The sequence below is a fragment of the Moheibacter stercoris genome, from assembly GCF_040545805.1.
Classification (GTDB): Bacteria; Bacteroidota; Bacteroidia; order Flavobacteriales; family Weeksellaceae; genus Moheibacter; species Moheibacter stercoris.
Window position 1 is genome coordinate 1 of record NZ_JBEPMO010000026.1, and the last position, 14846, is coordinate 14846.

A 14846-nucleotide genomic window follows, 5' to 3' on the forward strand; every position below is an offset into this window, starting at 1 on the left:
TTGTATTTGGAGTGGTAAAAAACAGAGTATTTTACCAAGAAAATTATTTACAAAAATCTGCCTAAAAAACTTGTTTTTTTACACAGTTCATGTTATCGGTAGTGGCTCTTTTCGGTTATTTGTTGGAGCGTTGGCTTGGTAGCTCTTTTGCATTTTTGCTTGGCTTTGTGTGGTTGCGAAAATGCAAATGTGCTACCAAGTGCGTGGATTTAGTTTTTCTATGTTATAGTTCTATTTTACTAATTCTTTCCGTCATTAAGTATATTCAAAAGTTTTCTTGTAAAGCCAACTTTGGTCGTGTTGTTTTGTGTTTCAATGTTTTCATCTTGATTGGATTGGTATATTGAAAGATATGTTAAAAATTCCTTTTTGATTTGTTTGTTTATGTCCCTCATATTTTTGTAAGAAGATACATTTATGCGAGTTGAGAGGTATGTTTTTAATTGTTCTCCCAAGTCTATTTTAAATTCAGATTTTACCTTTTTACTAATGCTTTCAGCTCTAAACTCTATATACTTCATTTTGTCTTCATCACTTAACAAAGTGAAAATACACTTATAATCAAATCTTGACCTTAATTCGGGGGAAATTCTTTTTTTGAAATCCTCTTTTGAAATGTTTGAAGTAAACACGATAATAAAACCGTTCAAGTCCATTTCTTCACCTAATGAACTTGTCATTTTTCCACTTTCTAACACTTCTAAAAAATAGTTGAATAGAGTTGAGTTAGATTTTTCAAATTCATCAATTAGTAAAATCCCCATATCTGTTTCCCGCACTTTCATAAAGATTTCACCATCATCGCTTCCGATATATCCTCTTGCAGAACCGATTAGAGAGCTTAGTGAAAATTCATTACTATAATTTCCGAAATTTATTTTAGCAAGTTTTTTTTCTCCTTTCAAACAATTAAAAATTGTTCTTGCAACTTCTGTTTTCCCAACACCAGATTCTCCCATTAGAAAAAGGGATAAAATTTTGTGCTCTCCTAACTTATTGAATACTCGAAATGTTCTGATTTGTTGTTCAAAATCATCTTTGAATTTGGAATGTCCGTAAAGCCTGTTTTTAAATTCGTTGAAGAACTGACTTAATTCATCATCGTTTAGGTCGATTATTTTCTTGTGTCTTTTGGATACTAATTGCTTTTCATCATTTAAAGATTCTGTTTCTTTCTCTTTTTTCTGAAAAGAATCCTTATCTACATTTTCAAATGCATCAAATATAAAACGTAGCTCATATTCTAATTTTTCTCTTTTAGAAACATCACAAATAAAAATAGGCGTTTCTTCGAATTGGTATATTATCTGCTCAAGAATAGATTGAATAGTATTATATTCAGTAAGAGCAGAAAGGTCAATTATTTCATTATTTATATCAATTTCTTTAATCAGAGATAAGTTATGAATTAATTTGGTTATGCTTATAATTGAGTAACCCTCCAAAGTTTTTGAATCTTTGAAGTCATAATAATCATCTTTCTCGTAAAACAGCAAAACTTTATCCATTGATGATTATTTTATGTTTACGTTTTGGATAATAGCAAGTAAGTCAATATAATGATATTCGTTCCCGTCTCCTGAACTTTTAAAAGTAAACTGGTTATTGGATTCATTAATTTTATAATGACTTTCCTCTATTTCTTCGTCTTCTTTGTTCAATGGGAAAGCATTTTGTAATTGTCCAAGTTCCTGAAAATATTGAAATGAATTTTTTAAATCATCAACTTTGATTTTTCCTTTGTATAACCCTATTACTGAAACTTTACCAACAAATAAATCATCTACACTATATGAGCTTTCAAATTCACTTTCAAAAGTTAATGGAATTTTGATAAGGATATTATCGTCGTCTTTTAAATTTCCTTTGATTTTATAAGCATAATCTTTAAACATTGAATTGAAAAGATTATTCATATCAAATCCATTAGTTCCTGGAACAACCAAATCTTTCATTGCACCACTATTGATAAATTTTACAATTCGTAATTCATCTTCGTTTTCTAAAGACAACTTTACATTGTCAATTTTTATTAGTTCTCCCTCCTCAACTTTATCAAACCCCTCAAACTCATTGCACTTTTTTACAACTTCGTCCAGAATTATAGATTTTGTTGTTTTTATTTCAAACGTTTCTAATACTTTTTTAGAGCCAGAACCTTTTATACTTCCTCCAACTTCTGCTTCTCCCAGTTTAAAAATGTCAAGAATATTAAATCCAAGTTTAGTTTTTAAATAGGTTTCACCCTCAATTTTTTTATCTTTTTCAACTGTCTGTTCAGCGAGAAGCATATTATTAAGCATCATCTTAATTTCATAAACCTTTGGAAAGTTTATGTAGTATATATTGAAAATCATTTGTTTGACTGGTATTGATTTGAAACTGCTAATTTACGAATTTGGAATTAGGTTTTACTCAAAACAATTACTTTGAAAATCTTATTGATAATTTTCGTAGATTTATACCTTGTAGTATTGATGATTTTAAGTATCTTTGTAGAGATGGCAACTAAAGAGCAAATAAAAAATACTGGAGCAACTTTTACACCGAAAGAACTTGCTGTTTTTTTGGCTGAAAGAATTGCGTTGTATGCTAAATCAACAAGTAACCGTGTTCTTGACCCTGCTTGTGGAGAGGGCGAATTATTAGTTGCAATGGGAGAAGTTCTGAATGAAAAAGCAATTGATTTTTCGCTAACTGGTTATGATGCTAACGAGCAATATTTGAGTTTTTCAAAAGACCGTTTGTTGTGTTTTGGAAAGAAGAAATCTGATTTAATTCACGAAGATTTTTTATTGTCTGTTGACCTGTCAAGTACTCGAAATACACCGTCATTATTTGATGAATGTACATCTTCTGTTAATAATTCATTTGATATTGTAATTGCCAATCCGCCTTATGTTCGCACTCAAATTTTAGGAACTGAACAGGCACAGAATCTTGCTCGAAAATTTAATTTGAAAGGTAGGGTTGATTTGTATTATCCGTTTTTAATGGCGATGACCGAGAGTTTAAAAGAAAACGGAATACTTGGAGTAATAACATCCAATCGTTATTTATCGACTAAAAGTGGTGAAAGTATTCGTAAATTTTTGTCTGAAAACTATGAAATTTTAGAATTGATAGATTTAGGAGATACAAAATTGTTTGATGCTGCCGTATTACCTGCTATTTTTATTGGTAGAAAGAAAAAACAAAAATCACCATCATCGGCAAGTTTCATCAAGATTTATGAAGAATTAAATGGCTACAAGGGCGATTTAATTTCTGTTGAAACAGTCTTTGATATTTTAAAAAATAATCAATCGGGTTACTTTGTAACAGAAAATGGAAAGCGGTATAAAAAATCATCGGGAGCATTAAAATACAAAGTTGGTTCAACTTCTTGTTGGGAAATGTTATCGGGAGATGAATCAGATTGGGTTTCTAAAATTGATAAAGCATCAAAAAATAGGGTAGAAGATTTTTTCAAAGTGAAAGTTGGTATTAAATCAACGGCAGATAAAGTTTTTATCAGCGATAAATGGGAAGAATTAAACGGAACAAAGCCCGAAAATGAATTATTGAAAGATTTGATTTCACAAGAAAATATTGAACCTTGGAATGCAAAAGAAAATTTTAAATTAAAAGTTCTTTATCCTCATATTTCAGTTAATGGTGAAAAACAAACGGTAGATATTGAAAAATATCCAAAAGCAAAAAAATATTTTACTCAACACGAAGATAGATTAAAATCAAGAAAATATTTGATTGATGCAGGAAGACAATGGTTTGAATTATGGGTTCCGCATCGACCTGACCAATGGAGGTTTCCTAAACTTGTTTTTCCTGATATAAGTTTAAAACCTCGTTTTTATTTTGATAATGGTGGGAAAATCGTAAATGGAAATTGCTATTGGATTGTTGCAACTAAAGATGAAGATGTCGAAAAACTAATGTTGATTCAAGGAATTGCCAATTCAAAGCTAATGACCAAATATCACGATTTGGTGTTTAATAATAAATTGTATTCGGGTAGAAGAAGGTATTTTACGCAATATGTAGAAAAATATCCTTTGCCTGATTTTAAATCGGAAAAATCAAAGGAAATAATTACAATTGTCAAAAAACTTAATCACACTAAAGATGAAACTAAAATTTCAAAATTGGAAAACCAATTAGAAATTTTAGTCGCTGAATCTTTTGGAGTTGAACCTGTTTTTAGCTTGGATTAAAAACGGATTTTCCGTAATATTTTTCAAAAAATGACATTGGTATTGCTCGTTGACATTTATAACTTTCTGCACTAACATAAGAAAACAACTCTCCTAATTTTTCTCCAGGGGAGAGTATAATACCCTCTATTATTTCCGTTTTAGGATTAGTTAAAGCTATCAAATATCTTACATCAAAAGTTGTCAAATTTGAATCTTCAATAACGATTTCCTCTTTTTCTGGTGAGAATTTACCCAAATCAACTGTTGGGCTATCTTGAACTTTTACTTCTAACAATTGGTTTCTAATATCAGGAAAAGCTCCATACAAAAGGTCATTTTCATTCACTTCATAACCTAACAATTCAAGTACTTTCTTTTCTAATGCCTGTCCTCTGTTTTTAGTTGCTGCTGCATCTAATTTAAATCCGATTAGTTTTTCAGCAACCATTTTTTTCAATAAACCAATAGAGAATAAATGTTTAATATCTGGTTCTTCTACCATTCCCGACTTTGGTGGTTCGTAATCGTGGCGAATTTGATAAGAAAGTTTTTTTGAATCGGGGAAGGAAAGGATTTTGTCTTCACTTCCATAAATATCTTTTCTTACTTTTCCAGAAATTAGTAATTGATGTTTAATAGTTGGTTTGCCAAACTTTCCAAATTTTTGTTCAATGTATTCGGGTGTAAGAATAATAACAGAAGCGATAACGTTCTTTTCGGTATCAATTCTCACAAAAACAAAACGTACATCATTACATTTTAAACTTTCACCCGATTCGTATTTTATCAATAGGGTTTCTGTTGCAGGTATTCTATTCCAAACTTGTAAGTTGTAAGATGTTCCGCTTGTAACAATATAAGTGTCAATAAATTCTCTTACAATTTTTGGAACTCCTTTTGCTTTGGGAGGAACTATTTCAAACTCTCCTTGTTCTGCTAATTCAGGCAATGAATGTTTTTCTAAAGTAGAAGCAATTAATTTACGAACGTTGGAACCATCTGTTCTTGTTTTTCCAGTTAGCATAAATGGTTGTCCTACTAGTTCAGAAAAGTATTGTACTAATGTTTCGCGTTGAGTTAGTATTTTGACTGACTTTGGTGGAGTCTTAAAATCTTTATTCATTCTTCAATGTTTAATAAAATAGGAACTTTTGTTTTTAATGCTTTTGCAATTTTTCGTAGGTTGATGACAGAGATATTTCTTTCGCCTCTTTCAACAGAACCGATGTAAGTTCTGTCAAGGTCACAAGCAAAAGCTAATTTTTCTTGAGATAAGTCGGCTTCAATACGAAGTTCTCGTATTTGATTTCCTATTTGTTCTAAATAGTTTTTTTCACTTTCAGAATATGTCGCTCCCATATCGGTAATTTGAAATGCAAAGTTCCGAAATAGATGTAAATAAGTCCACGGACTATAAGTATCAAATTTGTAAAAAAGGGTGGTGGGTGGGCTTGGTTGCGGTTGGGTAAAATTAAATGTGGTGCAAAAGCGTTGGATTTTTGGGTGGGTTGCACCTCTTTTAATTTTGCGAGGCGTTGGCAAAATTTCGGTTTTGTCGGTCGGTTGATTTTGTGTCGGAGCATTCAAATGCCATTACCGATAACGTCCGGCGGCTTTGCGAAGTGCGGAAAATCGAAGCTGAAATCTTCAACTTTTACAAATCGTAGCAAAACCACTTTTGTTTTGACTAATTTACAAAAATTGTCTAAAACAAAATGGATTTTGCGGATTATTTTGAATAAAAGTTCAATCATCCCGTCTTTCCGCATTTTGCAAAACCGAGGTTATATGAAGGCGCGACACAGTTTATTTGTAAATCTGCAGCAGGATTTCTTTTCAAATTATCATGTGTTTTTCTAAAATTTTTGTTGAATAATTTTACAGTTACTTTTCGTGATTTATCTGAAATAGTTCTTTGCTTAACTCGTTTTCATCAGAATTTTAATGTTTTCCAGTGATAAAAAATTAAGCGGAAAATCATTAAGGACCTTTCAATTGATAGAACTTTTTGTTTGAAATTAATGTCAAATATTTCTAATAGTTTTTTGAAAGGTTCAAAACTGGAGTTTGCAGTTTGAATTAAAAACTCATTATTTTCTAGACTTAACTTACGTTTTTTTTAAGTTTTATAAAATAATCGGTAAGAAAATAGAGTAGAGCAGAATCTATTTTTTGATTAGTTTTCCTACATAATTTCAATAATATTTTCCACGAAATTTTAAGAATAATTAGAAAGAGAAATTTTGAATTTATAACTTAAATTTCCTTCGGAGCGCTTTCATATAACGGGTAGGGGCTTTGCGAAGTGGCGGAAAATCGAAGATGGAAGTTTCGATTTAGACGACACGTAGCAAAAGCCAATTTCTATTTGCTAATTTATGAAAAAAGCCAATAAAATTGGCTTTTGCGGTTTACGAAGCAGAAAGTTTCAATTTAGACTTAACCCCGCCATTTTGCAAAACCCTTGTTACAGGCAGTGTTTCATTCTCGTCTGCTGCTGTAAGTTTTATCTTGTTGATTTTTTTTGAGATAAATAGGTAGTAGGTTGCTTTTAAAACAATAAAAATTGTAAATTTGTAAGACTGGTTTTAGACTTCACTAAGCGATGTATTATAGTCTAAATTAATAATGGGTGAACAATTAAAAAACAAAATTATGGCAAAAGCAGATATTGGTCTTACACCAAAACAAACAGAAATCCTTGCAGAAATGTTAGAGCCTTTATTGGCTGATGAATTTTTACTGTACCTTAAAACCCGTAATGCACATTGGAACGTGGAAGGACCGGATTTTCATACGGTACACGTCTATTTTGAACAACTTTATACGGAATTGGAAAACGTAGTAGATGAAGTTGCTGAAAGATTAAGAAAATTGGGACATTATGCACCTGCAACGATGAAGCAATATCTTAGTTTAACGCATTTATCGGAACAAGGAGATGGAAAAAACGATAGTTTGAGCTATATGAAAAATCTTTTGGCAGATCACGATGCAATTATCGTCTATCTTCGGGAATGTATTGTAAAAATTGGTAATGAAGTAGAATTTGCTTACGGAACAAGCGACTATCTTACCACGTTAATGGAGCAGCACGAAACTACAGCTTGGATGCTACGTTCGCATTTAAAATAATATATCATCATCAAAAAGGCTATTTTCAAATCAGAGAACAGCCTTTTTTTATTGAAACATTTTTAAAATACAATTATAGTAAAAATAGTATTCCTGCTGAAAATTCTATATATATGGATTTTCAGCAGGTTTTTTATTTCTTCAGAAAAAACAAAGTCAAAGATTTTGCTCCTTGTGCACCACGAACCAAAACCGCTCCGATGTCGGCAGTTGCTGATGGTCCCATTACAAAACAGCCGTAGTTCACATCGAATAAACCGGGAGTATTGTAAGCAGTGTGCATATTTTCGGTAATATCGGCAGGGTCTAATAGCACGGCTAAATGCTGCGACAAAAACCCGATAGCATTCACTTTCAGCGATTTTTCCGTTACCCAAACCATTCCCATTTCTGCAACGCCAAATTCAGCCCGGAAAATTCCCAAATCCACATCTGCCAAATCTTGCGGACGAGCAATTTTGTTGATGTCTTTATTTCCTTTCCACTCATCGGTAGCTGAACAAACAACTTTTGTGTCAGACAGTTTTTCCTGCATTATTTTTTGAGCTTCTTCCACAGAAGAAACATCGTAAAAATTTACCGCTGCCAATTTCAGATTTATTTCAAAAAGGGATTTCAAATCCACATTCTCCTTTTCGTAAGTCGGGATTTTTGGGTATTCGGTTTTGGTGCGTTTTTTCAAACTTTCCCGTACCGATTGTAAAAATTCTTGTTTATTGCTCATTGCTTTTTCTGTTTTTAATATACCAATCCCTAAAAGTTTCTTTCTTTACATCGGGCAGTTTGCGGTGTGCCGCCCAAGGGTCGAGGGTTTTGTTTTCGGTGATGGCTTCGGGTAAAATATTGATAGCATTATATGCTACTTTTTCTACTACACGGAACAACTTCGGATTGCTCAATACTACGCCTGCTGCTTTAAACGCCATTCTCCGGCTGAAATCGACTTCCTTGTTTTTCATCATCACTTTACGCCAGTCCATAATCTGTTCGGCAATGTTGATGTGTACTGGGCAAACTTCGGTACACGAACCGCATAAAGACGAATGATATGGCAATTCGGAATATTTTTTTGGGTCAAAAGTGGGGTCAATAATAATACCAATCGGTCCGGAATAAGTAGCACTGTACGCCAAACCGCTGCTTCGTCTATATACAGGACAGGTATTCATACAAGCACCGCAACGAATACATTTCAGCGAAGTCCAAAATTCGTCCATCGCCAAACGTTTGCTCCGTCCGTTGTCTGTTAAAATAATGTGCATTTCCGAACCTGCTCTCGGTCCCGAAAAATGCGAAGTGTATTGCGTAGCCGGAGTTCCCAAAGCACTTCTAGATAATATGCGTATGAAAACACCCAAATCTTCTACTTTGGGCAATATTTTTTCAATACCGATACTGGCAATGTGTAAAGGCGGTAAACTTGCGGTGAGGTCGGCATTTCCTTCATTGGTACAAACAACAAAAGTTCCAGTTTCGGCAATAGCAAAATTTCCTCCCGTCATTCCCGCATCGGCAACCAAAAATTTTGGTCGGGCATTGTTCCGCATAGCGGTATTTAATGAGCTTGGGTCGGTATCGTTAGGATCTGTTCCAATTTTTTCTGCGAACAATTTTGCTACATCTTCTTTGGTTTGATGAATGGCCGGCATTACAATATGACTGGGAAGCTGACCCGACAACTGTTGTATCCGTTCTCCCAAATCGGTTTCTAATACATTTATTCCTTTTCCTTCCAGAAAAGGTGTCATTCCGCATTCTTCTTGCAACATCGACTTACTTTTGATGATGTTCTTTACATTATGGCTGCTCAAAATTTCGTAGGCAATGGCATTATGCTCAATGGCGTCTTTTGCAAAATGAACTTTGATGCCTCTTTTTTCAGCATTCTCTACAAACTGCTCAATGTATTGGTCTAAATGTGTAAGTGTATGCTCTTTGATGGTAGAAGCGAGATTTCGCAATTCTTCCCATTCGGGAATTTCGGAAGCGGCTTTATCTCTTTTTACTCTTGCATTCCACAGGTTTTTGTCGTGTTCCGTTACGTGAACATCGTCCTGATAGATGAATGCCGCTGCGTTTTTTTCTATATTGACTTTTTTCATTTTCTATTTCTTTTTTTTTTGTCAATTAACTTCGTGTCTTCTTTATCAAAAAGGTCCGTTATTCAACACCTGAGCCACGTGTAGAAATTTCAATCCGGTTTTTTCTTTGTCCGAAACGCCTTTTTGGTGCATCAGGCAAGACATATCTGGCGAAACAACGTATTCAATTTCGTTACGGACATAATCCGAAACTTTGTCTTGTCCCATTTTGGCACTTACTGCTTCATCGGTTACACAAAACGTTCCGCCAAAACCACAACATTCATCGGGTCTGTTGATGTGTTTGATATTGATATTCTGAATGGTTTTCAAAAGTTCTTCTGTTTTATTGAAGCGAGGTTCCTGCCATTCGGAGCGAGAACTGATGTGCAATCCCCTGATAGAACTGCAACTGTTGTGAATGGCGACTGTATGCGGAAATGATAAGTCAGAAAAATCCGTGATTTTCAGAACATCTGTGAAAAACTCCACTAACTCAATTGTTTTTGCCCGCATTGCCGTTACTTTTTCAGTTTGCTCGATGGCATCGAAATGAAGTTTTATTTGTTTCACGCAACTTCCGGCAGGACCAACGATATAATCTACGTCTAAATCCTGAAAGTTTTGAGCAAAAACTTTTTCCATCTTTGCCGAATTTTTCTGATCTCCTTCATTGGCAGTCGGCTGTCCGCAACAGGTTTGATTAAGTGGAACGACAACTTCTATGTTGTGTTTTTCTAATAATTCCAACGTGGCAATTGCAACTTCGGGATAGATAAGGTCTATATAACAAGGGACAAAAAGTGCTACTTTCATAATATTTTTGAAAAATTTTTCAAATTAAATTTACGATATTGTCAGTCTTAAATTTTATTCGTTAGTAATTTGGAATGATTATAGATTTGTAATTAAAATTCCATTGGTACTTCCATTACGAGAACCCAAGCCCATTCCTTTCCTGCATCAACTCTATCATCATTCAACGCCCGCAATGCACCAAAGTGCATACGTTCGGGATTGCGATAATTTTGTAAAACTAAACATGTGACAGGATTATAACTAGCCGTGTCTTACGTGTCCTCTTGTTTCTACTTTGTTCAATATTGTTTTTGCCATATTGATTAAATTTTTATTATGTTCTTAAGTAGCTCTTTTATTGAGTTGGTAGTGCGGTTGTGTAACATTGCCTGTAACGTTTCGGGGCTTGCCGAAGGCGGGGATTTTTAGCACAAAAGTTCAATAGAATTACTACCGTTGAACTTTGCACAAATGTTCAATTAAATAACTTCAACCCGCTTTTGGCAAACCCTTGTTAGCTGCTGGGCTTAATTTTGCTAAAGGTAATTTATTTTTTTGAGATAATATTTTGTACTTTTGTAGCATCACTTCCAAAAAAGTATACAACACGTGGCAAAGCCTTGGATTAAATAATTAGGGTCATTCTCTTCAAAACCCAGTTTTATGGTATAGTACTCTGTGTATTATACTAATATTTTCTTGTTGTATAATTTAATCAAGTTTTTATGGAAAACCGTAAATGGTTTAAGACCTATATGTTTATATGGGCTGGGCAGTTTGCATCAATGCTTACAAGTTATGCTGTTCAATTTGCTATTGTTATATGGCTTAGTCTGGAGTATAAGTCAGCCGAAGTTTTAGCCTATGCGGGAATAGCAGCTATGTTGCCTCAAGCATTGATAGGCTTAATTGCAGGGGTATATATTGACCGCCTCAATCGTAAGTACGTTATGATTTTTTCGGATGCTTTTATAGCTATCTGTACTCTTGCGTTACTCTTCATTCTACAAAATGAAAATGTTAATTTGATATGGATTTACATTCTACTCGGATTGCGTTCTGTTGGCAATGCTTTTCATACTCCAGCACTACAGGCTATAGCTCCCCTAATTGTACCCCAAAGTGAATTGGTAAAGGTTGCTGGAATTAATCAGGTTCTGCATTCGGTTTGTAGTATTGGCGGTCCTGCCATTGGCACATTAGCCATTGCTTATCTTCCCATTTCAAAAGTACTGTACTTGGATTTGATTGGAGCATTGCTGGCTATTCTTTCAATCGTAATGGTGAAAATTCCTGATTTGGTGACGAAATCAAAATCGTCTATCTATTCCATTGCTACTGATTTTTCGGAAGGATTTCAGACTGTTTCCAAGAACAAAGGTTTGCGTTATCTTTTTCTTTATGCAATGGCGATAACCTTTGTTATAATGCCTGCTGCCATTATGTTTCCGTTACTAACAACAGGGCATTATGCAGGAGGGAATTGGGAGATGGGAATTGTAGAAGTGGTTTGGGGCGGAGGTATGCTTATTGGCGGTGTCATCTTGAGTATTTTCAAATTAAAAGGCTCCAAAGTAGCAGCTGTCAATGTAATGTATGTATTATTAGGACTTACATTTATTGTGAGTGGAGCATTGCCTGCATGTTGGTTTGTAGGATTTGTATTGACAACTGCCATTGGAGGTATCAGCCTGTCCGTTTTCAATGGCTGTTTTACAGCAATTGTACAGACAGAGGTAAGTCCTGAAAAATTAGGGCGAGTATTTTCTCTTTATTATAGTATGGCAGTGTTGCCAAGTGTAATCGGTTTATTATTCACAGGTCTAATTGCAGAAGTTATTGGTGTAAACATTACGTTTATCGTAAGTGGTTGTTTGGCAATCCTTGTGGGTATTCTTTCGTTTGGCACTCGTAACTTAATGCAATTAGGTAAAATCAAAAATGTTTAAAAAATGAAAAATAGAGATATTCAAAAATTAGCAGAAAGAAATGGTCTATTTCTATCGGATGAAATGAGTTTTAATGAGATGGGAATTGACTTTAAGGTTGGTTTCGCTACAGATAAGGATGGCACAAAATGGTTGCTGCGTATCCCAAGAAGAGCAGACTTAGGCGAACAGATTGCGAATGAGTTACGCATTCTTCAATTGGTGTCGAAATACCTCTCGGTACAAGTTCCTGATTGGCGTATAGCTAATGAAGAACTGGTAGCCTATCCTTTGCTCGATGGAAAACCTGCGCTTACTTATGATGCTGATACTTATGAAGTAACTTGGAATATGTCTAAAGAAAGTGAATTTTACATTCCATCATTGGCAAAAGTGCTTATAGAACTTCATTCTATTCCAAAGCAAGATGTTCTTAGTAACAAATTAAAAGTGTTAACACCAGAACAGGTTAGAAATGAGATTTCAGAAAAATTACTTTTGGTGAAATCTGAATTAGGTATAAGTGCCGAATTAGAAAATCGATACCGACAATGGTTGGATAGCGATACCTTATGGCCGAATTTTACAAAATTCATTCATGGGGATTTGTATGCAGGTCATACTCTTACTCATCACAATGGAGAAGTTTGTGGAATTATCGATTGGTCAACGGCGCAAGTCAGCGACATAGCACAAGATTTTTCGGGTCACGTTACTGTTTTTGGTGAAGAAAGTCTCAAAGCTTTGATTTCAGAGTACGAAAAACAAGGTGGAGAAGTATGGGATAAGCTATTTGAGCAAGCAGTTGAACAAGCTGCGGCTGCACCCTTAGCTTATGGATATTTTGCTTTAGAAACGCAAGATGAAATTCATCTTAGTGCCGCAAAATTACAGCTAGGTGTTGAGTAGAAATTGTTTATTTAATTAGTAGGAGCTGACGCTTTAATTGTGTCAGCTCTTTTTGTTTTGAAAGGGAGTTGTCGATTGGCGGTGTTACGTAGCCTTGCAGCTAACGGAAAAAGTATTGGCGAAGTGCGGGCTAAATTTAACTGAAAGTTCAAATTCGACCAAGCGGAGCCGATGCTTTTTTCGGATTGTTAAATTAAAAAAAAAATCAATACGAAAAAGCAGCGGCGGCTAAGTATTTCAAAACTTTCAATTTTGACCTTCCTCCCGCATTTTGCCAATACTATGTTATCTGCAGGGTTTTTTAATCTATGTCCTGAATTTTTAGTTTAGCGGTTCCTAAAATTAAGTTTGTTAATTCATACAATTTTTCATCTTTTTGAGGAATTCCGATATAATAAAAGCGTTTAATAGAGTCTTTTTTCTTAAAATTTATTTCAATTGAAGGTGGATCTATCCAAATTGCTTTAGCGGTGTCTTTTTCTGAAATTTGTGAAAATAAATTCAAAATTTCTGTATATTTTTCAGTGGTAATTTTTCTAGTGTCAAGATATTCATTATGTCGAAAAATCTTTACTTTAACATTCTTCTTGTTATTTCTATAAGTTGGAACTAATCTAATATTTGTTTTACTCCCGATTACCATTGCATTCGAAGTTTCAAATTCCAAGTATTCATTCTTTTGAGTAGAACAAGAGTAAAAGAATAGAAAAATTATTGTTAAGAATACTATTTTCATTGTGACCTTTTTGTCAGGATGTGATGTTTAACCTTGCAGATAACGGGCCGCGGCTTGGCGATAGTGGCGGATTAGAAAGCCAAAACTTTCAATCTTTCACTAACTTGAGCAACAGCTTTTTATTATTTACTAAATTAACAAAAAAGGAAATATAAAAAGCTGTTGCGACAAAAAATGTACGAACTTTCTATATTTCCCATAACCCGCCATTTCGCCAAACCGATGTTAGCGGTAGTTTTTTCTTATTTCATGTAGGATTTCTTTCATTTTTGGTTCAATATTTAGTTCGTCAAATAGTTTTTCCGATAAATTTAATGAGTTTTCAAAAGCTAAAATTATATTTTTAGGAATTAAATCCGATGTTACTGTTTTATACGCAAAATACCAGGTCGTATCAATATCCTTTTCAAGACTTTTAGTTGGACTTTCCCAATGTTGGGTTTTGTTTGTTCTTGCTCTAATAAGCCAAAGCAAATATTTCTGAACATTTGATAAACTATGATGAGCATGAGCAAATTCTTCTCGCTTAATTAAGTTGCTTGTTGTCAGTATAACATTCAGTAATGATTGACTTAACCACAAGATGTTTTCATTTGTTATTCTTTCGGGCGATTTCGTTTTGATTTGATTTAGTGTTTTCGTTAAATGTCCGTCTTTGTCGATTAGGTTCATTTGGTCAAAATCGCTAAATGCAACAATTCCGTCCCAAGATTTGATAATTTCAATTTCCTCCGTTTTTAAAAAATGAAATTCGCCTCTGACCATATTCTCAAAAATAGCAACTTCGCTTCCATATTCATTTGTAAAATATAATGCCACAGGATGAATTTGATTTACCCATTTTTCCGACGAGAAATTTTCTTTATTTTTTAAAAAGATGTAAAATTCGATATCAGAATATTTATCTCCTTCGCTTTTAGTAAATGAACCATACATAAAAACAGCGGAAACATTTTCGTCTTGTTGAGCTATAGATTTTGTTTTGTTAATCATTTGTAACTGCGTCATTTCTTCTAATTTTTAAAAGTTGATAATAGAAATTCTCACTGCTTTTTGAAAGCAA

The 14846-nt window shown here is 34.0% G+C and carries 13 protein-coding genes; 4 read left to right on the top strand and 9 right to left on the bottom strand.

Features of this window, described 5'->3' with window-relative positions:
* Positions 1-239: 239 nt before the first annotated feature.
* Together ABID46_RS12775 and ABID46_RS12780 are read right to left on the bottom strand one after the other, a co-directional pair.
* Positions 240-1508, bottom strand: a complete 1269-nt coding sequence (locus ABID46_RS12775) for an AAA family ATPase (RefSeq protein ID WP_354510723.1) — start codon at positions 1506-1508, stop codon at positions 240-242.
* A gap of 6 nt (positions 1509-1514) precedes the next feature.
* Complete coding sequence (locus tag ABID46_RS12780; protein WP_354510725.1) at positions 1515-2357, bottom strand: hypothetical protein; 843 nt, start codon at positions 2355-2357, stop codon at positions 1515-1517.
* Positions 2358-2429: 72 nt separating this feature from the next.
* On the opposite strand from ABID46_RS12780, the gene ABID46_RS12785 reads away from it, so the two are divergent.
* Positions 2430-4214, top strand: coding sequence for an N-6 DNA methylase family protein (locus ABID46_RS12785; protein WP_354510727.1), 1785 nt, complete (start codon positions 2430-2432; stop codon positions 4212-4214).
* On the opposite strand, the gene ABID46_RS12790 is transcribed toward ABID46_RS12785, so the two are convergent.
* Both ABID46_RS12790 and ABID46_RS12795 read right to left on the bottom strand, forming a co-directional pair.
* A complete protein-coding gene (locus ABID46_RS12790) occupies positions 4201-5319 on the bottom strand; it encodes a nuclease (RefSeq protein ID WP_143037825.1) in 1119 nt (372 codons plus the stop codon). The two genes, ABID46_RS12785 and ABID46_RS12790, sit on opposite strands and share 14 nt — an antisense overlap.
* Positions 5316-5555, bottom strand: a complete 240-nt coding sequence (locus ABID46_RS12795) for a helix-turn-helix domain-containing protein (protein WP_091102816.1) — start codon at positions 5553-5555, stop codon at positions 5316-5318. Before ABID46_RS12795 ends, ABID46_RS12790 begins: the two co-directional genes overlap by 4 nt.
* Positions 5556-6851: 1296 nt before the next feature.
* On the opposite strand from ABID46_RS12795, the gene ABID46_RS12800 reads away from it, so the two are divergent.
* Positions 6852-7331 carry a Dps family protein gene (locus tag ABID46_RS12800; RefSeq protein ID WP_354510729.1) on the top strand — a complete coding sequence of 160 codons (480 nt, stop codon included), beginning with the start codon at positions 6852-6854 and terminating at the stop codon, positions 7329-7331.
* A gap of 133 nt (positions 7332-7464) precedes the next feature.
* Here ABID46_RS12800 and ABID46_RS12805 read toward each other — a convergent pair whose 3' ends face one another.
* Genes ABID46_RS12805 through ABID46_RS12815 form a run of 3 tightly spaced genes read right to left on the bottom strand, consistent with a single transcriptional unit; the run spans position 7465 to position 10228 of the window.
* Complete coding sequence (locus tag ABID46_RS12805) at positions 7465-8055, bottom strand: LutC/YkgG family protein (protein WP_354510731.1); 591 nt, start codon at positions 8053-8055, stop codon at positions 7465-7467.
* On the bottom strand, positions 8045-9433 hold the full coding sequence (locus ABID46_RS12810) for a lactate utilization protein B (RefSeq protein WP_354510733.1): 1389 nt from the start codon (positions 9431-9433) through the stop codon (positions 8045-8047). Before ABID46_RS12810 ends, ABID46_RS12805 begins: the two co-directional genes overlap by 11 nt.
* A 45-nt stretch (positions 9434-9478) precedes the next feature.
* The gene (locus tag ABID46_RS12815) at positions 9479-10228 is read right to left on the bottom strand and encodes a (Fe-S)-binding protein (protein ID WP_065720846.1); all 750 of its coding nucleotides are present in this window, start codon (positions 10226-10228) and stop codon (positions 9479-9481) included.
* Between the two features lie 707 nt (positions 10229-10935).
* Between ABID46_RS12815 and ABID46_RS12825 the strand changes: the two genes are divergently transcribed.
* Positions 10936-12159, top strand: coding sequence for an MFS transporter (locus ABID46_RS12825; RefSeq protein WP_354510735.1), 1224 nt, complete (start codon positions 10936-10938; stop codon positions 12157-12159).
* Positions 12160-12162: 3 nt separating this feature from the next.
* Positions 12163-13047, top strand: coding sequence for an Mph(E)/Mph(G) family macrolide 2'-phosphotransferase (gene mph, locus ABID46_RS12830; protein ID WP_354510737.1), 885 nt, complete (start codon positions 12163-12165; stop codon positions 13045-13047).
* A gap of 301 nt (positions 13048-13348) precedes the next feature.
* On the opposite strand, the gene ABID46_RS12835 is transcribed toward mph, so the two are convergent.
* Both ABID46_RS12835 and lnu(H) read right to left on the bottom strand, forming a co-directional pair.
* Complete coding sequence (locus ABID46_RS12835; RefSeq protein ID WP_354510739.1) at positions 13349-13783, bottom strand: hypothetical protein; 435 nt, start codon at positions 13781-13783, stop codon at positions 13349-13351.
* Between the two features lie 225 nt (positions 13784-14008).
* Entirely contained in the window at positions 14009-14791 is a 783-nt protein-coding gene (lnu(H), locus tag ABID46_RS12840) for a lincosamide nucleotidyltransferase Lnu(H) (RefSeq protein ID WP_354510740.1), read from the bottom strand.
* Positions 14792-14846 lie beyond the last annotated feature (55 nt).

Excerpts from the sequence above, each read along its gene's own strand:
- ABID46_RS12775 (WP_354510723.1), bottom strand. The coding sequence starts at position 1,508 with ATGGATAAAGTTTTGCTGTTTTACGAGAAAGATGATTATTATGACTTC.
- ABID46_RS12780 (WP_354510725.1), bottom strand. The coding sequence starts at position 2,357 with ATGATTTTCAATATATACTACATAAACTTTCCAAAGGTTTATGAAATT.
- ABID46_RS12790 (WP_143037825.1), bottom strand. The coding sequence starts at position 5,319 with ATGAATAAAGATTTTAAGACTCCACCAAAGTCAGTCAAAATACTAACT.
- ABID46_RS12795 (WP_091102816.1), bottom strand. The coding sequence starts at position 5,555 with ATGGGAGCGACATATTCTGAAAGTGAAAAAAACTATTTAGAACAAATA.
- ABID46_RS12800 (WP_354510729.1), top strand. The coding sequence starts at position 6,852 with ATGGCAAAAGCAGATATTGGTCTTACACCAAAACAAACAGAAATCCTT.
- ABID46_RS12805 (WP_354510731.1), bottom strand. The coding sequence starts at position 8,055 with ATGAGCAATAAACAAGAATTTTTACAATCGGTACGGGAAAGTTTGAAA.
- ABID46_RS12810 (WP_354510733.1), bottom strand. The coding sequence starts at position 9,433 with ATGAAAAAAGTCAATATAGAAAAAAACGCAGCGGCATTCATCTATCAG.
- ABID46_RS12815 (WP_065720846.1), bottom strand. The coding sequence starts at position 10,228 with ATGAAAGTAGCACTTTTTGTCCCTTGTTATATAGACCTTATCTATCCC.
- ABID46_RS12825 (WP_354510735.1), top strand. The coding sequence starts at position 10,936 with ATGGAAAACCGTAAATGGTTTAAGACCTATATGTTTATATGGGCTGGG.
- mph (WP_354510737.1), top strand. The coding sequence starts at position 12,163 with ATGAAAAATAGAGATATTCAAAAATTAGCAGAAAGAAATGGTCTATTT.
- ABID46_RS12835 (WP_354510739.1), bottom strand. The coding sequence starts at position 13,783 with ATGAAAATAGTATTCTTAACAATAATTTTTCTATTCTTTTACTCTTGT.